The 20,094-nt window shown below is 46.5% G+C and carries 18 protein-coding genes; 4 read left to right on the forward strand and 14 right to left on the reverse strand.

Annotation, left to right across the window (positions count from 1 at the left end; translation table 11 throughout):
• Positions 1-124 precede the first annotated feature (124 nt).
• Together QNH15_RS24580 and QNH15_RS24585 are read right to left on the reverse strand one after the other, a co-directional pair.
• The gene (locus QNH15_RS24580; RefSeq protein ID WP_283891319.1) at positions 125-799 is read right to left on the reverse strand and encodes a DNA alkylation repair protein; all 675 of its coding nucleotides are present in this window, start codon (positions 797-799) and stop codon (positions 125-127) included.
• A gap of 94 nt (positions 800-893) precedes the next feature.
• Positions 894-1,808, reverse strand: a complete 915-nt coding sequence (locus QNH15_RS24585) for a DUF4405 domain-containing protein (RefSeq protein WP_283891321.1) — start codon at positions 1,806-1,808, stop codon at positions 894-896.
• Between the two features lie 297 nt (positions 1,809-2,105).
• Between QNH15_RS24585 and brnQ the strand changes: the two genes are divergently transcribed.
• The 3 genes from brnQ (at position 2,106) to QNH15_RS24600 (ending at position 5,014) form a co-directional block, all read left to right on the forward strand.
• Positions 2,106-3,470: a branched-chain amino acid transport system II carrier protein gene (brnQ, locus tag QNH15_RS24590; protein ID WP_283891323.1), complete on the forward strand. Its 1,365-nt coding sequence runs from the start codon at positions 2,106-2,108 to the stop codon at positions 3,468-3,470.
• 394 nt (positions 3,471-3,864) lie between these two features.
• Entirely contained in the window at positions 3,865-4,326 is a 462-nt protein-coding gene (locus QNH15_RS24595) for an excalibur calcium-binding domain-containing protein (RefSeq protein ID WP_283891325.1), read from the forward strand.
• A 64-nt stretch (positions 4,327-4,390) separates the two neighbouring features.
• Positions 4,391-5,014: a class D sortase gene (locus QNH15_RS24600; RefSeq protein ID WP_283891327.1), complete on the forward strand. Its 624-nt coding sequence runs from the start codon at positions 4,391-4,393 to the stop codon at positions 5,012-5,014.
• A 73-nt stretch (positions 5,015-5,087) separates the two neighbouring features.
• Here the strand turns inward: QNH15_RS24600 and QNH15_RS24605 are convergent, their stop codons facing one another.
• The 3 genes from QNH15_RS24605 to QNH15_RS24615 all read right to left on the reverse strand — a co-directional run bounded on the left by QNH15_RS24605 (position 5,088) and on the right by QNH15_RS24615 (position 6,195).
• A complete protein-coding gene (locus QNH15_RS24605) occupies positions 5,088-5,549 on the reverse strand; it encodes a hypothetical protein (protein ID WP_283891329.1) in 462 nt (153 codons plus the stop codon).
• Between the two features lie 73 nt (positions 5,550-5,622).
• The gene (locus QNH15_RS24610) at positions 5,623-5,862 is read right to left on the reverse strand and encodes a hypothetical protein (protein ID WP_283891331.1); all 240 of its coding nucleotides are present in this window, start codon (positions 5,860-5,862) and stop codon (positions 5,623-5,625) included.
• Positions 5,863-6,012: 150 nt separating this feature from the next.
• Positions 6,013-6,195, reverse strand: a complete 183-nt coding sequence (locus QNH15_RS24615; protein ID WP_283891333.1) for a hypothetical protein — start codon at positions 6,193-6,195, stop codon at positions 6,013-6,015.
• A gap of 70 nt (positions 6,196-6,265) precedes the next feature.
• Here QNH15_RS24615 and QNH15_RS24620 point away from each other — a divergent pair, with 70 nt between their 5' ends.
• Positions 6,266-7,015 carry an AAA family ATPase gene (locus tag QNH15_RS24620; protein ID WP_283891335.1) on the forward strand — a complete coding sequence of 250 codons (750 nt, stop codon included), beginning with the start codon at positions 6,266-6,268 and terminating at the stop codon, positions 7,013-7,015.
• Between the two features lie 9 nt (positions 7,016-7,024).
• Here QNH15_RS24620 and argH read toward each other — a convergent pair whose 3' ends face one another.
• From argH to QNH15_RS24665, 9 genes are all read right to left on the reverse strand, one after another.
• Positions 7,025-8,533, reverse strand: coding sequence for an argininosuccinate lyase (argH, locus tag QNH15_RS24625; RefSeq protein WP_283891337.1), 1,509 nt, complete (start codon positions 8,531-8,533; stop codon positions 7,025-7,027).
• A 21-nt stretch (positions 8,534-8,554) separates the two neighbouring features.
• Entirely contained in the window at positions 8,555-10,240 is a 1,686-nt protein-coding gene (locus tag QNH15_RS24630) for an ABC transporter permease (protein ID WP_283891339.1), read from the reverse strand.
• Positions 10,237-11,349, reverse strand: a complete 1,113-nt coding sequence (locus QNH15_RS24635) for an ABC transporter ATP-binding protein (protein WP_283891341.1) — start codon at positions 11,347-11,349, stop codon at positions 10,237-10,239. Before QNH15_RS24635 ends, QNH15_RS24630 begins: the two co-directional genes overlap by 4 nt.
• 26 nt (positions 11,350-11,375) lie before the next feature.
• Positions 11,376-12,464 carry an extracellular solute-binding protein gene (locus QNH15_RS24640; protein WP_283891342.1) on the reverse strand — a complete coding sequence of 363 codons (1,089 nt, stop codon included), beginning with the start codon at positions 12,462-12,464 and terminating at the stop codon, positions 11,376-11,378.
• A gap of 67 nt (positions 12,465-12,531) precedes the next feature.
• Entirely contained in the window at positions 12,532-15,039 is a 2,508-nt protein-coding gene (locus tag QNH15_RS24645) for a PIG-L family deacetylase (RefSeq protein ID WP_283891344.1), read from the reverse strand.
• 15 nt (positions 15,040-15,054) lie between these two features.
• A complete protein-coding gene (locus tag QNH15_RS24650) occupies positions 15,055-16,257 on the reverse strand; it encodes an ROK family transcriptional regulator (protein WP_283891346.1) in 1,203 nt (400 codons plus the stop codon).
• A 418-nt stretch (positions 16,258-16,675) separates the two neighbouring features.
• A complete protein-coding gene (pdxA, locus tag QNH15_RS24655; protein ID WP_283891348.1) occupies positions 16,676-17,686 on the reverse strand; it encodes a 4-hydroxythreonine-4-phosphate dehydrogenase PdxA in 1,011 nt (336 codons plus the stop codon).
• A complete protein-coding gene (locus tag QNH15_RS24660; RefSeq protein ID WP_283891350.1) occupies positions 17,670-18,971 on the reverse strand; it encodes a four-carbon acid sugar kinase family protein in 1,302 nt (433 codons plus the stop codon). The genes pdxA and QNH15_RS24660 overlap by 17 nt, the downstream gene beginning before the upstream one ends.
• 34 nt (positions 18,972-19,005) lie before the next feature.
• Positions 19,006-19,986 (reverse strand): 2-keto-3-deoxygluconate permease, encoded by a 981-nt coding sequence (locus QNH15_RS24665; RefSeq protein WP_129478926.1) that lies wholly within the window; start codon positions 19,984-19,986, stop codon positions 19,006-19,008.
• Between the last annotated feature and the right edge of the window lie 108 nt (positions 19,987-20,094).

Genomic DNA, 20,094 nt, shown 5'->3' on the forward strand with positions numbered 1-20,094 from the left:
AATGTTAAAAATATGTAATATTGTTATATGGTTATACTAAATAACTATAGTTCGAGAAACAATAGGCCGAAAGTTGTTCCGCTTGTAGTCCTTCCATCCTGTATGCCTTAACGTTCAAGGAGAATCAGGTTAACTGCAAGTTCTTAAGCGCTTCTTTTCGGCTTAAAGGCTGCAGTTCCGTACGATCTACAAACCGTACAACAAAGTCCGGATTGGTTTTTGCGTATTCCCGCAGTGCCCAGCCAATGGCTTTGCGGATAAAAAATTCCTTGTTCTCTTTTTCTTGCTGGATCACATAGGCAAGAATGTCGGTATCTGTCTCCTGTTTATAGCCAAGCTGGTAAAGAATGGCCGTCCGCTTCAGCCACATGTTGGGAGAATGGATCCACTTTTCTGCCAATTCTTTTTCTCTGTGCTTATAGGTCTGGATGTAGTGCCCCATATGATGCTTCGCGATATGATCCACCGTATCCCACCATGACTTGTTTGTTATGGTTTGCTCCAGCGCGTCCAGATCTTCCTCCCGGATGGTTTGCTTCATCTTGTCCACGAGAAACATGCCGACATACTGCATTTCTCTTTCTTTGTAGTTCCAGCTTGCTTTTGTGATCTCTGGGATGCTCATTTCCGGCAATCCGTATGTTTTTACATGATTCTTCATAACGTCTTTGAGAATGGGTGACTTCAAGCCAGCGAAGGGAAATTTATTTTTCATGTATGCGGCCATTTTTAGAGCGTCTGCCGGGTTCTTCCGGCTCCGGATTTCTTCATGCAGCGTTTCCAGGTACGTCATTGCCATGGGTCATCCTCCTAGGAAAAGCATTTTTTCTAAATTATAACAAATAAAAAAATGCCAGGCACCTCTGCTGGTGTGCCTGGCATAATGGCCAATCTTATACGATTTTTCTTTTTCTTTTGGAATACCATTGGGTGAAATAGTATGCAGCGATCACGAATACAGCCATGATTCCGGTGTAGGTAGCAATAACGGACAACGGACTCACATTCACGCCAAATTCATGCCCGCGTTCACCAAAGCCTTCCCTGCCTCTGTGTCCCTCTTCGCCAAAAGCTGGCCGGTCATGCTGGAATGAGCCCTGTTCAGGCGGTCCATGCCCCTCACTGTTCTCACTCGTGCCGTTGTTTTGATCATTTTGGACCGGTCGGTTAAACGGTTTTCCACCGTCTCCATCCCCATCCCTGTCCATTCCTTTTTCAGCAGCAAATGCATTTCCTCCTACCAAGTCAAAGGGACTGGCTGCCCGTGCCATGAATCCTGTCTCATAGATCTGAAAGAAGCCAAACACCAGGACGACCGCCATCACTCCTTTGGCAGCCCAGTTCATCCAGGACTTCGGTTCCTTAATGGACAACATTTTGTTCCAGACGGTGATGACCCATTTCCAATGCATTCCCACATGGATTCCAACAATGATTAAGGTCAGGAAAGACAAGGAGATGTGAAGCATTTTGAACCAGCCTTCATTTCCTATGTTCACGTTTGGAAATAGTACTCTTGATACAAAAATTCCGCTGACCATGATCGTTGCCATACAGATGAGCAGCAGCAAATTCAAGCCGTAGCTGAAACGCGTTTTGCCCGGAAGCTTTTTATCAAAAAGTTTACGCGTTACATTCTTGATCCACCGCCAATTCAGTGCCATGTGGGTTAAAAAAGCCACCCCGATGGCGGTACCCGCCACTTCATGAAACGTCATCCCGCCAAACACCCTTTTGTTAAACAACAGCACGAACGTAACTGCCATGATCACATCAATCACAAACTTTACATAGTTGATTTTCTTCATCTCTACACCCCTGTACATAGTTTCTGATTTCAATGTAATGGGGTTTCCTTAAGAAAAGCTTAATTTTAAAAAACCCATTTGAGGGCTTTTTTATGTATATAGTTTCTTCAACCGTTTAAGAATTAAATAAAAAAGGTTTTCAAAAGGGAAAAGTTGAAATTTACTAAATTCTTTTTTGAATTTCCCCTTGATTTCTTCTGTGAGCGTTGTTATCATCGTATATTGTATTCGACAGTTTAGTCGACAAGAATCGACACGCGCTAAATATTCACAATATTCTTATTCGGAGGGTTTTTTGTGTTTAACAACAAGACTCAGTCTTCACATACATTGGTTATTGGCCTTATGTTATTTGCTCTTTTCTTTGGGGCTGGTAATCTTATTTTTCCGGCTATGCTCGGACAAAGTGCAGGTAGCAATGTTTGGATTGCCAACGCAGGCTTTTTGATTACCGGTGTTGGTGTTCCTTTGCTTGGTGTGATTGCCTTCGGAATTTCCGGAAGCAATGATTTACGCGATATGGGAAACCGGGTTCATCCTTGGTTCAGCGCTTTGTATACATTTATTCTGTACCTTGCCATTGGTCCCCTGTTTGCTTTGCCTCGTGCAGGGAGTGTATCATTTGAAATTGGTGTAAAACCGTTTCTGCCGCAGAACAGCGGACATTTACCATTGTTGATTTTTACGGTCGTATTCTTCAGCATCACCTGTTTGCTTTCGCTAAATCCTACAAAGATTGTTGATATCGTAGGTAAAATTTTAACACCGCTCAAATTGACGTTTATCGGTATTTTGGTGATTGCCGCATTTGTTCATCCAATTGGGCCGATCCAGGCACCGACCAAGGACTTTGCAACCAATTCCTTCTTTAAAGGGTTTCAGGAAGGATACTTGACGATGGACACACTCGCTGCCTTCGTTTTTGGCATCATCATCATCAATGCCATTAAAGAAAAAAGAGGCAGCGACAAGAAGGTTATCGCTGTTACCTGTGCGAAAGCCGCACTCATTGCTGCTTCCGTTCTCGCGATTGTCTATACCTCCCTTTCTTACATGGGAGCTTCAAGCGTTTCAAAGCTTGGCCAATTGAGCAATGGCGGTGAAGTTCTTTCCGCTGTAGCCAACTACTATTTTGGGTCGCTTGGAAATGTGTTTTTGGGCTTAATGATTACGGTGGCTTGCCTGACCACAAGTGTGGGTCTGGTGACAGCCTGTTCATCGTATTTCCATAGCATTTTTCCAAAACTATCGTACAAAGGCCTCGCGATTGCACTTTCTGTTTTCAGTGCATTGACCGCTAACCTGGGATTAAATGAGCTAATCGCCATTTCTGTTCCGGTACTGACTGCCATTTATCCGCTGGCGATCATGCTTATCGTTCTAAGCTTTGCAAACAACCTGTTTAAAGGACGCAGACAGGTTTACCAAATCAGCTTACTGTTTACGTTTATTGTTTCTGTATTTGATGGTTTAAATGCAGCCAAGCTATCCATCCCGGCTGTCAATTCCTTTTTCTCACACGTGCTGCCGCTCTATGATGCAGGACTCGGCTGGGTGGTTCCGGCCATCGTCGGAGCACTAGTTGGTTACCTCCTGGGCTTGATTCCGGGAGCACAATCGCAAGTGGCTGCCGGCCAGCATCGTGACAGGCAGGTTTCTTAACGATTATTAACTTTTTATATTTTTGAACAGCTAAAACTCTTTCGTTGCTAATAAGCATCGGAAGAGTTTTTTTGCTTACCTGCTATAAATTATTGAGAGTTTGAATTTTCGAAAAATATCCACAGAGGCTGTTTAAAAGTTTGGTTAATCGGGAAGTTATTTAAACTATAAAAATTTTAAATCACAAACAAGAGAAGATCTTTAGATTTCGCTGGCAAACGGACTTTTATTACATAATCCAAAAGTTCTATTTATAAATATCTACATTTTTCGTCAATATCATTTAAAAACCGACAAAAGTAGGATTGTTTTCCAATATTTGACACAGTATGATGAAAGCGGTTAGAAATAACCACAGTAAGAGAAAAAAATCACAGAGAAGGAAGGCGACAAGATGAAAAGGTTGGCACTTGTTGGGATTGTTGCATTGGGAGTATCTTCTGCTACTGGACTTCAGGTAGATGCGGCTGGGCCAGGAGATAAGAACTGTTCGGATTTTTCCAGCCATCAAGCGGTAATGGAATTTTGGCATAGCAATGGGTATAATGCTAATAACGACCCGCATGATTTGGACCGGGATAGTGATGGACTTCCTTGTGAAGTAAGCAAGAGCGAATATGATTCTTTTGTAGCCAGCAAAAATAATAACAGTGACAATAACTCAAGCGATGACTCAGCTAGCGATAACAGAAATACAAGCAGCAGCAGCTCAAGTACTGGGAACTCAACTTCTTCTTCATCTGATGGTGGAGAAATGCCTGAAACTGCTTCGAATGAACCAATTGCAGCTGCAGGTGGAGCTTTATTAGCTGGAATGGGTGTACTGTTAGCTTTCGCTCGTAAGAAAGTTCGATAATTTATTACAACGAAGAGCGGGACTGAGCCCGCTCTTTTTCTTATTATTGATATAAGGAGAAGGCATGATGAGGAAAATAGGTATTGCTTTGATCATTATCGGGCTCACGTTTTCCGGTTATCATTTATTTAATTGGTTTTTGGCCCGCCAATCGGCAGAAGCACTGACACAGAAAGAGATTAAAAAGTATAAAAGTATTGATAAAACGGTTGAGAGTCAAAATCCCAAAAAAGAAACAATAACGACGCCACCGAAACCAAGAAAAAAGAAAGAACCTCCCTCCTATAACGCTGGTGAAAAAATGGCAGAACTCATCATTCCCAAAATGGGAAAGAAATTTTCGGTGTATTGGGGAACGGATGAGAAAGCGTTGAAGAAAGGGGTTGGAATGTATTCGAACCGGAAGTATACGGTTACCCCAGGAGAGAAAGGTCATGTAGTTTTAAGTGGTCATCGGGATACCGTTTTTATTGGCTTGGACAGCATACAACCGGGAGATAAGCTCGCTGTAAAAATGAATAATAAGGTGTACTGGTATGTGGTTGAAAAACATTGGATAACGGATAAAGATGACAGGAGTGTTATCGTGCCAACGAAGACTGAAAGGCTGACACTTACCACTTGTTATCCATTTGATTACTTTGGACATGCGCCTGACCGGTACATCATACAAGCGAAAAGAGTATAGATTTCAGGAAAGTTGGCACTGCAACAACCTATACATAAACATCCTTGGTTAAAAACAGCTGAATGAGAAATTCTCATTCAGCTGTTTGCTGTCCTCTGTTCACCGCACCGTTCAGGTAATCGGAGGTGGTAAACGCTCCCACAGGAGGTATCTGGCTTTGGCCTTGTGGTGTGCCGCCTCCCTGGCCCAGGGGCGCATTGGTGGAGGCCACCCATGTTCCATACTCACCAGCCATCATGGACGTTTGCTTCATCTGCAGCCGTCCGTTAATCAGAAAATGCCGGGTATGGATCGAAAAATCATCAAAAATGGAGAGATTGCCCGAAAACGTGGCATACGGTGAATCAAACATAAGATGCCTGGTGTTCTCTGTCCAATAGCCTTGAACGGGAATGGGTATCCCTCTGAAATTGATGCTTCCTTCAATTTTATGATCCATGATCGAATGGATTTCTACCGTTCCCCAGACAAGCGGCCTGCCGCCGACATCTGCGCTGATTCCCCAGCGGGATGGAACGGGTAACGTAATATTCATGGCTGTCCGCTCCCCTTTTTATATCATTTCAGCCTGCATACCAGTATATGAACGATTGGGAAAACGGGTCCCGTTAATTAGCTAACAATCCTGAGATAACCACGACGAAAAACATAATAATTCCAAGGATCCAACCTACTGTTTTATCCCTTTTAGACGGGGGCGGAGCTGAAAAAAAGAATGAAATAATCCCTATTGCTACCACACCAAACATGAAAAAGGAACGAGCTGAAGGATATTCTTTGACTCCGATAATGATAAAAGCGATCATGAGTATGATTCTAAAGAGCAGCCAGTCTTTAAAAATCCGCATATACTCATCTCCTATTGCTTACTTCTAAAATTTTCTATATATGAAATACCCTTCGTTCGTTTTATAAAACATTTCGAGTACCGAATAAAAAAGCCCTAACATGGAGGGGCTTCAACTTGCTATAGAACCTTATGTACGGTCTGAAACTCATTAACAATTCTTTTGTTCCTCCCTTTTTCCTTGTGCAAAGGCAGCCGCAAGGAGAAAAAGGAAAGCGAGTCCATAGCCAATGGTTGGCGCATACTCAACGTATTGATGGAACCCCATACCCCCTGAGACCGATGCAGAAGAAAGAAGAAGGAACATGACCGTGTAATTTTTGGATCGTTTCATTTCAGGCACCTCCTGTTTCTCTCATTATACTATAATATGGATATTATCTTTTAGATCGGAGGTAGATATCTTGGATCTGTATTCTCCTTATTTCCGAAGCATCCGGCTGAACCGGAACAAGGTTCCGGGATTCAATTCTTTTCCTTTCAATTTGGCGGCTGTAAAATCGTTGAACGAACTGGAGCTCCATCCGGAGGTTACTTTTATTGTTGGTGAAAACGGTATGGGAAAATCCACCCTGCTTGAAGCGATCGCCCTCTCTTTAGGCTTTAATGCCGAGGGTGGTTCTTTGAATTTTAATTTTTCAACCTATGATTCACATTCGGCTCTTGACGAGTATTTGACGGTCGTCAGAGGGATGGAACGGCCGAAAGACGGTTTCTTTTTGCGTGCGGAGAGTTTCTATAATGTGGCGACAAACATCGAGGAACTGGACAGTGAACCGGGAGGAGCCAGATTAATTGATTCGTATGGCGGAAAATCCCTTCATGAACAGTCCCATGGTGAATCCTTTTTCGCCACCTTCTTAAACCGGTTCAGGGGAAACGGGATTTATATTCTGGACGAGCCGGAAGCTGCCCTTTCGCCCCTCAGGCAGCTGTCCATGGTTTCCAGGATTCATGAGCTCGTCAATGACCATTCGCAATTTATCATTGCCACCCACTCGCCCATTATGATGGCGTATCCTTCAGCCAAAATCGTGGAACTGAGTGAAGATGGGATGCAAGAGGTGAACTTGGAGGAAACCCAGCATTATCAAGTGATGAAGCAATTTTTTGATGATCCTGACCGCATGATGCATCATTTGCTAAAGCCCTGAATCTCTTTACTATTTACCTGCAATCCTGTCTTGAACGGCTGTATCCAGCAGCTGGCTGCACTGATTTAAGTAGGACTGCTCGTCTGCAAGTCTTTGGGCCAGCTTCTCATGGGTCTTTTCGCGTTCCGAAATCATTCTGCTGACTTCCACGGGGTTAGTGCCTCCCTGAATCCTTCGCCGCTGCACAAATTCCAGCGGATTTGTGATTGCCGCCCACTCTTCGTTGGTTAAAGTCACATCAAAAAATGGTTTGATCCAGCCGTTTACCGTGTCTGCCGAAACTTCATACAGCTCTTTAACAGCCGCTGCGCAATTTTTAGAAACCACACTGGCAATTTGGTGGGCTTTGCGGAAAGGCACTTCCTTATCGCGGGCCAGCACATCTGAAAGCTCGGTGATCGTGATGAAGGACTGGTTTGCCCGCTGTTTCATTTTTTCCACATCCACTTCCATCGTTGTGATTACAGCTTTCATGAGCTTAAGGACGCGGGAGGCTTTATCATAGCTTCGGTACAAGTGAGGCTGCAGGTCATCTTCTGTATCCACAATATCTCCAAACGGCGTATTATGGATCATATGAATGGCAGCCATCGCTTCGGCAGCGGCCGAACTGGCCAACGAGCGGGAATGTTCAATCGACACCGGATTTCGTTTTTGCGGCATGATGCTTGAAATCTGCACGTAGGGATCGGCTACACGAATAACACCAAACTCCCTGGTCGCCTGCTGAAGAAAATCCTGAATCCAGCGGCCGGTATCGGTCATGAGGATCATTACAGCAGATGCCGTCTCCAATAAGTAGTCTCCACCTGCAATGGCATCATAGGAGTTTTCAACAACACCTCTAAACCCAAGAAGTTCACGGATCCGGTCTCTGCTGATGGGAAAGCTGGTCGTGGAGAGCGCAGCCGCGCCCATCGGAGAAGCATTAACCGTGTGATAAGCTGACCAAAGCCGGCGAATGTCCCGGTTCAGTATGTCGTAGACCGCCAACAAATAATGGCCAAGCGTGGTGGGCTGGGCCGGCTGGGTATGTGTATAGGCGGTCATCACAGTTTTGGTATGCTCCTTTGCCTGTTCCAACAGCGCATCACCAAGCCCGAGTGCATGATCAATGAGCGTTAAAATATGGCGCCGTAACACGAGCCGGTACATCGCGACACCCATATCATTCCGGCTTCTGGCGATGTGAACTTTCCCAGCAAGGTCCGACCCGATTTCATCGGCAAGCCTGCTTTCCATCATAAAAAACAAGTCTTCAAAAAGAGGATCATAAATCAGCTGGCTGCAGTCGATCTGCCTTACTTTTTCCACACCCGCCAGGATCTTCGCCGCTTCCTCCTTTTTAATGATATTCTGCTCGGCAAGCATCACGACATGCGCCCTGTGAATGGCAAACATCTCGGTAAACAGGTAATCGCGCTGATCATTGAACACATGCTTTAGTAAATGTTCCTCATACGTTTTCCCCGGAAATGTTCGTCCTTCTTCCTTTATAAATGCTTCCTTAAATTTCATTTTTAGTGTCCTCCTTCTGCATTAGAGGGACCGCTCGGCTTTGATGCCGAAAAACTTGTTCGAAATGAACAGCACCAGGCCGATCAGGCTGATTTGAATCATTCCATAGGCGGCCGCCTGCCCCATGTTGAACATGCGGAGCTGGTTCATAATTTCAATTGAGATCGGCCGGTTGCCGAGCGTATACAGCAAAACCGACGTGGGGAATTCGCCGACCGCTTCCACAAATGCCAGCAGCGTGCCGGCCATCACTCCCGGCATCACAAGTGGAAGCACGACTCTCCGAAACAGATAAAACCACTTGGCCCCGAGGTTGCGGGCCGCTTCTTCAAGGGAGTCATCCAGCTGTTCGAGTGTAGCGTTAGTAGAGCGGACAACAAGCGGGATATGCCGGATAAAATAGGCAAGCGGCAAAATCCAGAAGGTGCCCACCAGGATATGCCCAAACGTAAATATGGAGGATTCATTAAACGCCAGCACGAGATTCATCCCCACCACCGTAGCAGGCAATGCCCACGGAAGCATCACCATAATATCCAGCATATTCTTGCCGACAAACTTTCGTTTCACGAGGACATAAGACGTCAGCACGCCAAACACCAGATTTCCGAGCGTGGCCAGAAACGCCAGAATCAAGCTGTTCCGCACCGGATCCCATATTTTTGGCTCTGTAAATAAAAATAAATAATTTTCTCCATTAAACACGGAAGGATAGGTTTGATACGTCCACGTGCCGTCCGGGACGAGCGACAGGATCAGAATGGTCATGTGCGGAAGAAGAAGAATGATGACACCCACAATCCCAACCGCAACCATCAGTCCTTTTAACAAAGGATTTTTGATTTCACTGCGGTGAGCGCCGATTCCCTTGCTTGCCATCCGGTAATCACGCCGGTTCTGGTACCATCTCATGAACAGCAAAAATGAGATGGATACGATGGATAAAATGACAGATTGGGTGGCAGCCATGGACAGGTTACCGTTTACTTTTGAAAAATAGATTTGCAGACTGAGCACCCTGAAGCCCCCCGCCAGCAGGAAAGGAGCGCTAAAAGAAGCCATGGAGGTCATAAACACCAAAAGCGATGCTCCCACAATCGCGGGGGTCAAAAGGGGAAGCGTCACCTTTCTGAACACGGTCATCCGGCTGGCGCCCAGGTTGTATGCCGCTTCCTCAAGAGACGGATCAATGCTCCGGATTGTGCTCGAGACGGTCATATAAAAGTAAACGTACATCGTATACGCATGAACGATAAGGATGCCGGACACACCGCCGATTTTAAACGGCACATTTTTCAGTCCGAACAGGTCTTTCATCGCATTGGGAACAAGCCCCGACTCTCCGTACAAAAACATGAACGCCATCACTCCGACAAGTGACGGAAGCACAATCGGAAGGATGGCAGCGCTCGAGAAGAAGCTCCTGCCCGGAAATTCATATTTGTTAAAAATAAAGGCAAGCGGCACACCGATCAAAGCGGAAAAGAAAACACTCAAAAGGGAGATATAGACCGAATTCCACAGCGCCTGCAGGTTGGACCGGCTTTCAGAGCCAAAGAAATCTTTGTAATTTCCGCCGCTCCAGCCTTCCTTGTTTTGAAAGCTCTCAATTAGTGTGCGCAGCGATGGATAGAGAACGTACGCCACCAGAACAAGAACTACCGGAATCAAAAGGAGAAGTGTAAAACGATGGTCCCGGTTCTTCATGAAATCCTCCGTCCTTCCTTTGGCTCCAGCACACGAGTAACCACACGCACACGGGATTCAGGAAGCCGTACCCACACCCGGTCCCCGGGCTCGGGCTCCGGTTGTGCCATGGTGTTCAGCACCATCGCCTGCACCACTTTTCCACCAAGTGAGATAAAGAGATTAAGAGAGGCTCCTGTAAACTGGGCCAGCTCGATGTTTCCCTCATACACGTTTTGCAGATTTACAGGGGGCTCCCCGTACACCTCTACCGCCTCGGGCCGGATCGAAACCGACAAAAGCTTTTCTTCAGAAAACGCAGCCGGCATCTCTGCCATAAGCCTCTTGTTGTTGTCATCCTCCCATGAAAACTGAAGTGTTTCTCCTTCCCGCCCCTCCATCTGGACCGGAATCAAGTTCGTCTCCCCGATAAAAGAGGCCACAAAGTCATTGGCCGGTTCGTTGTAAATTTCTTTGGGCGTGCCGATTTGCTGGCATTCTCCCGCATTAAACACAGCAATCCGGTCACTCATCGAGAGCGCCTCGATTTGATCATGCGTAACATAAATGGTGGTAATTCCATAGTCCCGCTGCAGCCGTAAAATTTCCGTTCTCATCTCATCTCTCAGCCTGGCATCCAGGTTACTTAGCGGCTCATCGAGCAACAGGATTTCCGGTTGAATGACCAGAGAGCGGGCGAGGGCCACCCGCTGCTGCTGGCCCCCGCTCAACTGGCTCACCTGCCGCTTAATAAAAGCATCCAGCCGGACTTTGGCAAGCGTTTCCTCTACTCTCCTTTTCACCTCGGCCGATGCCAGCTTCCGGACCTTCAAACCGAATGCGACATTTTCAAAAACCGTCATGTGTGGAAACAGGGCATAATTTTGAAAAACCATGCCGGTATTGCGCTTTTCCGGGGCGACTTTCGTCATTTCCCGGTCCCCGAAGAAAATGGAACCTGTTGTAGGGTAATAAAACCCGGCAATCATCCGGAGTGTCGTCGTTTTTCCGCAGCCGCTCGGACCCAGAAAGGTAAAGAATTCCCCTTTTTGAATGTCCAGACTGAGTTCTTTTACCGCCTGAACGGTTTTAAATGACTTTGTGATGTTTTTCAGCGTTACGGATGACATGTCCAGCTCCCCCTCTCCTCGAAAAACTACTCTTTTTGTTCTTTTTCTTTGTTTTTAATGTTGTTATCCCAATATTCCATCCACCCGTTGGACTGGCTTTCAAAGACCTTCCAGTCGATATCCATTGGCTTGATTTTTGTGTCTTCAATCCATTTTGGCAGATTATCAATATCCGTACGGGTCGGGATGCGGTAATGCTTTTCGGCCAGAATTTTGTTGGCTTCCTTGGAGTTTACAAACTCATAGAACTCTTTTGCCGCTTTTGGATGTTTGGCATTTTTCACAAGAGCGATTCCTTCGGTCAGTACAGGAGTCCCGCTCTCGGGAATGACAAAGTCAAACGGATAATTTTTTTCTTCCTTCAGCATGACAACGTCCGGCATATCCCAAACCGATACCGTTCCTTCCCCTTTGGCCACTTTGCTGTACATGATTTCAGGGTTCGCGGAATACTCTTTCGTGTTGGCATCAAGCTTTTGCAGCCACTCGAAGCCTTTCTTGGGATCCTTTGAATCTTTGTAATCGCGGTATATCATTGCGGAGAAAATGGTATTCATCGTTCCGGATGCGAGAGGATAACGAATAATAATTTTATCCTTCCATTTGGGATCCAAGAGGTCATCCCAGTCCTTTGGTGCTTCTCCCTTTGATAGCTTCTTGCTGTTGTACATGATGACTTCGGGGGTCTGGCTCGTTCCGCTCCATGCCCAGTCTTTGTCATGAAACTCATCTTTGAGTGCCTTGGCGTACGTTGGTTTATACGGCTCCAACAGCCCTTCCCCCTTCGCCTGGTTGAACATGACAGAAGGAGCGCCCCACCAAACATCGGCCTGAGGATTTTTCTTTTCCGAACGAACCCGGTCCAGCACTTCCTGGGATCCGATATCGAGCCATTCCACATCGACATTCGGATTTTTAGCTTCAAACTTTTTTTCAAATTCCTGCAGAATATCCTTGCCGTGCGGTGAATAGATAACAACCTTTTCTTCCAAATTACTCTTGCTTTTATCTCCGCTCGCTTTGTCGGTCTGGCTGCCCGCCATGCATCCGCTTAAGAACAGCGATAAACTGAGAACAGCACCTGCTATAGAGGATAATGCTTTTTTTCCGGCCATTACGGTTCACTCCTTTAAAAAATAATTAGGGAAAACAGGAGAGGCGCTGCTCTCCTGCTTCAGTTCCTTACTGCTCTCTGGAGTAATCAATTAAATTCGTAAAAATCCGGTATCCGCCCGGCACGTTGTTTTGGATTTGGCGGTACCATACGAGATTGGTATACAAATAGCTTCCTTTTCCGTAGTCAGCCATCAAAATGCCTCCGTTAAATGGCTGCTCACCGGGATCGGCCATACTGACAAACGTCTCAAAATGGTTGTCCCAATCACTTGGGTAATAGAGACCCCGTTCCTGTACCCAGTGGTCCCAGTCACTGCCGGTAATTTTGTTTGGTGTATTAAATAAAGGATGTTCCGGCTTTGTCATCGTTACCTTTGCATTCTCGTCCGTTACCCTCCAGCGGATGGACGGGCTGCCGATCACGAGCTTGTACGGCGCTGATTTTTCAGCATCCCACTTGTCTTCCGGCTTGTGATATTGAACCACCAGATGACCGCCATTTTTCACAAAATCCAGCAGCTTGCTGTTATTCTGAAGCAAATCCTCCCTGGAGAGGTATGCCCTTATGCCGACCACAATCGTGTCGAATTGGGAAAGGTCCGCTGATTCCAGCTCGCCTTTTTCAAGGGAGACAACGTTCATTCCTACCGCACGCAGCTTGCCGGACACGCTGTCAAACCCGCTTTCCACATAGCCGATTTTTTTATCCGCATCAAAGTGGAGTGGAAAAGCGGTTGCTTTCGTTCCCGCATCATACAAGTAATAGAAGGTGCCAATATGAGGGTACGAGATGACCTGAACCGATGTGCTCAGCTGTTTTCCTTTCACCCTGACTTCCGGCTTGAGGTTGTAGTCGTCCTCTTTTACCGATTGAGGAAGGTCTATGGTAAACGTGGCATTTTGAACTTCACCCTTCTCCTTGAAGGTAATCTCCTGATCATTGTTGGTCACGTTCCAGCCTTCTGGCGCATTAAGGTGCAGCACCGCTGATTCTTTTCCGGCAGTATTGTTTTTCGCTTCTACCTTCACCTGGATTGAATCTTTCAGGTCGGCCGTATTGACCACCAGGCTCTCCGGATCATTTGTGACCGATACATCCGGCAGGACCGCTGCTGTCTGTTCCGGTTCATACGTTTTTTGTGATGTTGTTCCATGAACCTTATAGGCAATACTGGCCGTGATGACAGAAGGATCATACGGCTGATAATAAGAAGCATTCTTCGCAACCTTAATTCCGTACGTGAATTTTTCCGATTGGCCGCGCTTCAGCTTTGTTTTTGGTACATTCCCCGCCTGTTGCCAGCCTTTTGGCAGGTGAAGGGCTGGCTTCACGTGTTTGAGCGTTTGTTTTCCGTTATTTTTTACAGTGACGGTGACTCTTGCAGAGCCGCCCTGAACAAGTACAGGCTGGTTGAGATCCACACGCACATCCACATTGGATGCTTCTGCCGCCAAATTCATAAGCTGCTTTTCTTTAATATCGAGACGGAAAAGCAAATCACTCTTTGTTTCCGTTGGCATTGAGCTGTTTTTCACAAGTTTCTCCAGCTTTTCGGTATGCTTGATGGCCGGATATACATCTTTGGCAATCGCCGCTCTGTTCGGATATTCTTCAATCATCCCATCAAACTCTTCCTGCAGCTTTACCAGCTTCTTCTTCACACGTTTATCGCTGAGCGTTCCGGCATACTCTTTAAAATCATAAGGAATCTCATTAAAAAGAGTTTGTTCTTTTCCTGGTGTTCCCACTCTGGATTTCTCAAGCTTCAGGTTGATGGTTCTTGGTACAGCAGGTATGTCCTGGCCCATCCCCTGGCTTTTGTGAAGAAAACGGGATTCTTCACCGATTTGCGGATAGGTTTTGCCATATACGTCATCCATCATGCCGATTTCAAAGGAAGTGGTCGCATTTTTCTGGTCGGAAGGCAGATAAAGCTTCTTGATGGCCCATGGCTTGAGCCCTTCTTTCAGCTGCTCCGGAAACACATTGGGATCTGCAGCATCCTGATAGGCTTTAATCGTCAGGTAATTCATCGTTCTGTGGTGGCCGTGCTCCGTATCCACATCCAAAAACGAGGGCATAACAATATCCGGGCGGTATGTACGAATCATGCGGATGACCCGTTCATAGGCAGTTTGTTCTCCCCATTTCGCCAGCGTTTCTTCTTTTGATTTGGAGAACCCAAAGTCATAAATTTCATCGCTCGGTTTGCGGCTGAGGTGGTACACCGTTACCCCTGTCACTTTTGAGGCTTCAATCAGTTCTCTTGAACGAATGATGCCGAGCGCATTTCCGAGCTCGTTACCGATTTCATTCTGGCCTCCTTCTCCACGGTTCGCGATCAGGCTCGCCGTCCTTACCCCTTTTCCACGGGATAAGTAGGCAAGCAGGTCGCTTCGCTCATCGTCCGGGTGGGCGCCTGTATTAAGGAAACTGATGATGGTATCAAGGGGCTTTAACGCACTCCAGAGATCTTTCGGCTTTTCACTTGCTGTTTGTTCCTGCGCACTGGCTGGAACTATCAAGGCAGAGGTCAACAGGACAGACATCATAACAGCCATGAAACGTTTCATGAATCCATCTCCTTTTTACAGCTCTTTAAGTACACTTTCCGTTTCCCTGAGCACAAGCGATACAGCACCGACAACCCCGAGGTTTTCTCCCAAAGCTGTGGGAAGCACCGGGGCCGATACCGAAGCAAAATCTTGGATGGTCTTCTGAATTCTGGGCAAAAACCAATCAGCACTTCTTGAAATGCCACCTCCTAAAAGAACAACTTCAGGATTTATAATTGAAATCATGTTGGCTACAGCAAATCCAATATGATCAATTACCTCATCAATGACCTTACCTGCTGTCCGGTCTCCATCCTTCGCTTTTTGAAAAACATCCTTTGCGGAGAAATGATTTGGAAAGAGCGACTCTGGCTGGTCTTTTAGTTCCTGCTTCATGCTCTGGACGATTCCGGCGCCTCCCACATATTGTTCTAAATAGCCGTACCCCTCATGTGGTGGCGGAAGATCCTTACTTCTCGCTTTAGTCATATCTGTGACCATATAGCCGATTTCGCCAGCAGCCCAAGTCGCTCCGCGGTAAAGCTGTCCATTGATCAGCATTCCGCACCCTACTCCAGTACCAATGGAAATGAGCACCACATGGTCCATCGCTTTGGCCGCGCCAAGCCACTGTTCCCCAAGGACCGCCACATTCACATCGTTATCCACCATGACCGGCCACGGAAATAAAGCCTCCGCCTCTTTTTTTAAAGGATACTGCGTCCAGCTCAAACTAGGAGCATCAATTACTACTCCTTTTTCTGTATCCGTCATTCCGGGCGCGCCAATGCCCATGCCGAGGATGTCATCGGGCTTTAGGGAAGCTTGATTCAAAAGGTTTTCTACGTTTTGCTTCAATGCTTTCAAAAGCGATTTCTTTTGGGTTTGGGTTGGAAATTCATCGACAGCAAGCAGTTGGCCATCGAGATCACAGATGCCCGCCCTTACCTTTGTGCCCCCCATATCGATTCCGATGACGTGAGCCGCCCTGGAGTTGAATAACAGCTGGATCGGCTTTCGCCCGCCCGCCAGGCCTGCGCTTCCCGGTCCGACTTCTTTTAGCCAATTTTCCTGAAGAAGCTCCTCCACAAGGGCAGAAACGGTCGGTTTGGACAGCTGAAGCTGATCGGCGACTTCAGAGCGGGAGATCGGTCCTTTTTCTTTTACACAACGGAGAACACATCGCTTGTTCTTTTCCTTCATAAAGGCGGTCCCGCCCTTGTGATTGGATTTCATCACTTCTCTCCTTTTATTTAGTTTTCTTTTGATCAATGGGATGATGAGGCCTCTTGATGTGGAAATAAAAGTGGGGATAAAAAAATGGTTAGTTAGTAAAGATGCCTAACTTTGCGTCCATTGTAAGAGACGTATTCTGAAAATTCAATCACATAGGCTTCATTTTTCCAAAATGAGGAAATGGTCGTGGGTGTTAGGCAGGGGGAGGTAGATAGGAAGCAGGGTGGCATAGTAAGTTGGAACCAAGGTGGGTGATTAGTTGCGGAATGGAGCACATTACTTGCGGTTCGACATGATTTAGTTGCGCTTTTGGTGGAATTACTTGCGGTTCGACAAAAAATAGTTGCATATCACATCATTTTCATAAAGAACAAAAAAAGAGAAAGCATCTTCTGCCTTCTCTTCCTCTTTTAAATGATTAAACTCTTTTTGGAGCCAGTTCAACCGCCTGGCGAAGCGCCTCGGACATGCTTTTTTCTTCGGCAATGCCTTTTCCGGCAATATCGAAGGCTGTTCCATGATCGACGCTGGTACGGATGATCGGAAGCCCGACGGTAATGTTCACGCCGGCATCGAGCCCGAGCACTTTTACAGGCCCGTGGCCCTGGTCATGGTACATGGCGACGACGATATCAAAGTCACCGCGAACTGTGCGGAAAAACAAGGTGTCTGCAGGAAGCGGGCCAACTACCTTAATGCCTTCTTCCTGAGCTTTCCGGACGCCTGGGATTACTTTTTCCTCTTCTTCTCCATAGCCGAACAATCCATTCTCTCCCGCATGCGGGTTAATACCGCAGACCGCAATCCTCGGTGTTTCAATGCCTGACTTTTTCAATGTATCATGAGCCAGTTTGATGACACGGTACACTCGTTCAGGATTGATCATCTTCACCGCATCCAAAATGCCAACATGAGTGGTCACATGAATGACTTTTAAATTCGGCGCAGAAAGCATCATGGAAAATTCGTCGGTGTTGGTCAATTCAGCAAGGATTTCCGTGTGGCCAGGATACTTGTGGCCGCCTTTATGCAATGCCTCTTTATTAAGAGGAGCAGTACAAATCGCATCGATTCTCTTTTGGTTGGCCAGGTCAATGGCTTTGCTTAAATATTCAAACGCAGCATGTCCGGCAATGGAGGACACTTCTCCTACCGGAAGATCTCCAGGTAAAAGATTCAGATCCAGACAGTAGACCGTTCCAAACTGAAAATCAGGGTTGTCCAGTTCTTCTTCTGTGATCGTTTGAACGGCAAGCTCGCTGTTCACATAGCTTTTTGCTCGCTCGAGTATTTTTGCATCACCAATCACAAACGGTGCACAAAGATCATAAATTTCCTGGTGAGCGAGACTTTTTAAAATAATTTCCGGTCCAACTCCGGCTGCGTCTCCCATAGTAATTCCGACAATACTTTTATGATTTTGACTCATATTCCAGCACCTCTCCTGTCATGTATTTCAACGCGTGCACCAAGGATTGTTCGTTTCCGAATCCACCAGCCTTGGTGACCGCCCAATATTCACTGTTTTCGTTGCTTAATTTGCCGATAGGCAAGCCTGCCTCGATTTCGGACCGGAGCTCCATCCTGTCCATGCCAAGCTCTGAACATACCGCCTTGGCCGTATCTCCACCTGTCAAAACCAGTCCTTGTATGGCAGGAAACTCAATTAAAAGGCTTCGGGCAATGCGGCCAAGCTCTCTTGAAATGGCTTCACCAATCTGATTTTTGTCCATGTTCAGTTGAACACTGAGCTTTTCTGCCGCTTTCCTATTCTCCTCGCAGCTGTCAACATAAAGGAGAAAATGCTTTTGTTCCTTCTTTTGCTTTACCTCATCCACAATCGTCTGCACATCATATGTTTTTTGGATAAGATCGGCAGGATCCATTTCGAGCATGCAGATGTCATTCATTTCTTTTACCCTGGCAAGCTGGGTTTTTGTTGTCCCCGACAAGCTCGCAGAAACGGTCAGGGTTTGTCCGATTTCCCTTGTTTCATCATTCGCTTCTTTCGGGGGTTGCAGGCCAAGCGCATCCGGAAGGTATTCAATCAATCCTGCTGATCCTGCCCACAGCGCTTTTTTTTGGAAGGATGCAAATACAGATGCTGTTTTCTTTAAATGCTCTTCGCTTTCAGCATCACAGACAAACCATGTTTTCCCTTCATCCAGCGCTTGAGCGACAGCTGCTTTGACCTCCGGAATTGAACGGGACAGCAGCTGTGTATCGATCGTTTGAATCTGACCAGTGGCATGCCCCGTAAGAAGCGTGGGAATATGGCTTTCGTTCACTGGCGTTTTTGGGTCTCTCCCAAACTCCGTTTTTTCCACAGGACATCCGTCAACAAACAGAGTGCCGTTGATGGTCTGCCTTTTGAGCTTCGGGAAGGCCGGAGAAATCACTACCATTTCCGGCCTGTAGCCGTCACTTACGGCTTTCAGCTCGCTTCCGATATTCCCCCTGAGGGTAGAATCTATTTTTTTATATACATGGACATCCTCTCTATTTTCAAGAAAGGTAACCGCCTGCCGTGCCCGGTTATATGCTGTTTCTTCCTGTACAGCCCGGCTGTCCGTATCATAAATCACCACATCAGCCGGATCTTCCTCTCCCCGGGAGGCATCAAACCAAACGTTGGACCGAAAGCCTTGTTTTGACAATTGGACGCCGGAATCATTTGCACCCGTGAGATCATCCGCCAGTATAAATAATTGCATGTAAGAAAACCCCTTTTTAAAAACTTTTTGATCGTTAATGTGAGACGTTGACTTCTCCCCGGGTGTTTTTCTTTTGTGTGCGTTTAGCGAGCCATGCGGTCAGGATTGGCGTAAGAATAGCGGTTACAACAACCGCTGCAGTCACCTGCAGTGTCGCAACAGCCGCAACTTCTTTATAGCCTGTAAATACGGCCGCCACTGCCAATGGCACTGCAGAAGCGTTGCCGGCTGTAGATGCAGCTGCCACCCCTGCTACACCATCGCCTCCAGTTATACGGTCTGCTGTGAAAAGAACAATGCCTGTGATAAGAACAACACCCAACCCAAGGATGATTCCGGAGGCTCCGGCCTGGACAACCTTGGTTAAATCAATACCCGCACCCAGTGCAAGGGCAAACAGTGGAATAATTACATCTGAAGCCTTGCTTAAGAAAGTACGCATGTCTTCGTCCAGATTTCCAAGGATCATACCGAGAATCAACGGAAGGATCGCAAAGACAAATGCCAATAACGGGAAGCTGGCGAGACCTGCCACCCCAAGAATCAACATCGTAAAGAATGGTCCTGACTCCAATGACATAATGGAATAGGCTGCGACGTCTTCATTTTTCTTGCCGAGCTGGCCCATTAATGCCATGTACAATCCGCCGTTTGTATCCGAGAAAGCGGCTACAATCGCAAGCGCGGAAAGTCCGAGAAATAAATGATTCTGATCAGGAGCGAGGGCTTTGATCAGCAACGCCACAATAAGAGCGGTTCCAATTTTACCAACCCATAAGGATACTCCCTTTTTCAATATATAACCAGTCGCCTCAAACCGAATGGTTGAACCGAGGCACACATAAAACGCCGCCAGTAACGCCGAAGTTCCAGTTAACAACCCGCCCGTAAAGGAGCTTTTGAATTCCGGCAAATCAAACAGTTCCGGGAAAAATGTTTTTATCAATGCACCAATCAGCAATGGAATCAACATCATGCCGCCGGGAATGCGTTCAATCGTTTGTTTAATCTTCATGTTGTAACCCCGCCTTTTCTATTGTTTAAATATTAAACATTAATTATTGTGGAAAACGTTTTCACTTATGATAATAAACCTCTTTTATAAAAAAACGCAAGAGCAATG

It is taken from the genome of Fictibacillus enclensis (genome assembly GCF_030123385.1).
Classification (GTDB): domain Bacteria; phylum Bacillota; class Bacilli; order Bacillales; family Fictibacillaceae; genus Fictibacillus_C; species Fictibacillus_C enclensis.

Excerpts from the sequence above, each read along its gene's own strand:
- QNH15_RS24580 (WP_283891319.1), bottom strand. The coding sequence starts at position 799 with ATGGCAATGACGTACCTGGAAACGCTGCATGAAGAAATCCGGAGCCGG.
- QNH15_RS24585 (WP_283891321.1), bottom strand. The coding sequence starts at position 1,808 with ATGAAGAAAATCAACTATGTAAAGTTTGTGATTGATGTGATCATGGCA.
- QNH15_RS24595 (WP_283891325.1), top strand. The coding sequence starts at position 3,865 with ATGAAAAGGTTGGCACTTGTTGGGATTGTTGCATTGGGAGTATCTTCT.
- QNH15_RS24600 (WP_283891327.1), top strand. The coding sequence starts at position 4,391 with ATGATGAGGAAAATAGGTATTGCTTTGATCATTATCGGGCTCACGTTT.
- QNH15_RS24605 (WP_283891329.1), bottom strand. The coding sequence starts at position 5,549 with ATGAATATTACGTTACCCGTTCCATCCCGCTGGGGAATCAGCGCAGAT.
- QNH15_RS24610 (WP_283891331.1), bottom strand. The coding sequence starts at position 5,862 with ATGCGGATTTTTAAAGACTGGCTGCTCTTTAGAATCATACTCATGATC.
- QNH15_RS24615 (WP_283891333.1), bottom strand. The coding sequence starts at position 6,195 with ATGAAACGATCCAAAAATTACACGGTCATGTTCCTTCTTCTTTCTTCT.
- argH (WP_283891337.1), bottom strand. The coding sequence starts at position 8,533 with ATGAAATTTAAGGAAGCATTTATAAAGGAAGAAGGACGAACATTTCCG.
- QNH15_RS24630 (WP_283891339.1), bottom strand. The coding sequence starts at position 10,240 with ATGAAGAACCGGGACCATCGTTTTACACTTCTCCTTTTGATTCCGGTA.
- QNH15_RS24635 (WP_283891341.1), bottom strand. The coding sequence starts at position 11,349 with ATGTCATCCGTAACGCTGAAAAACATCACAAAGTCATTTAAAACCGTT.
- QNH15_RS24640 (WP_283891342.1), bottom strand. The coding sequence starts at position 12,464 with ATGGCCGGAAAAAAAGCATTATCCTCTATAGCAGGTGCTGTTCTCAGT.
- QNH15_RS24645 (WP_283891344.1), bottom strand. The coding sequence starts at position 15,039 with ATGAAACGTTTCATGGCTGTTATGATGTCTGTCCTGTTGACCTCTGCC.
- QNH15_RS24650 (WP_283891346.1), bottom strand. The coding sequence starts at position 16,257 with ATGAAATCCAATCACAAGGGCGGGACCGCCTTTATGAAGGAAAAGAAC.
- pdxA (WP_283891348.1), bottom strand. The coding sequence starts at position 17,686 with ATGAGTCAAAATCATAAAAGTATTGTCGGAATTACTATGGGAGACGCA.
- QNH15_RS24660 (WP_283891350.1), bottom strand. The coding sequence starts at position 18,971 with ATGCAATTATTTATACTGGCGGATGATCTCACGGGTGCAAATGATTCC.
- QNH15_RS24665 (WP_129478926.1), bottom strand. The coding sequence starts at position 19,986 with ATGAAGATTAAACAAACGATTGAACGCATTCCCGGCGGCATGATGTTG.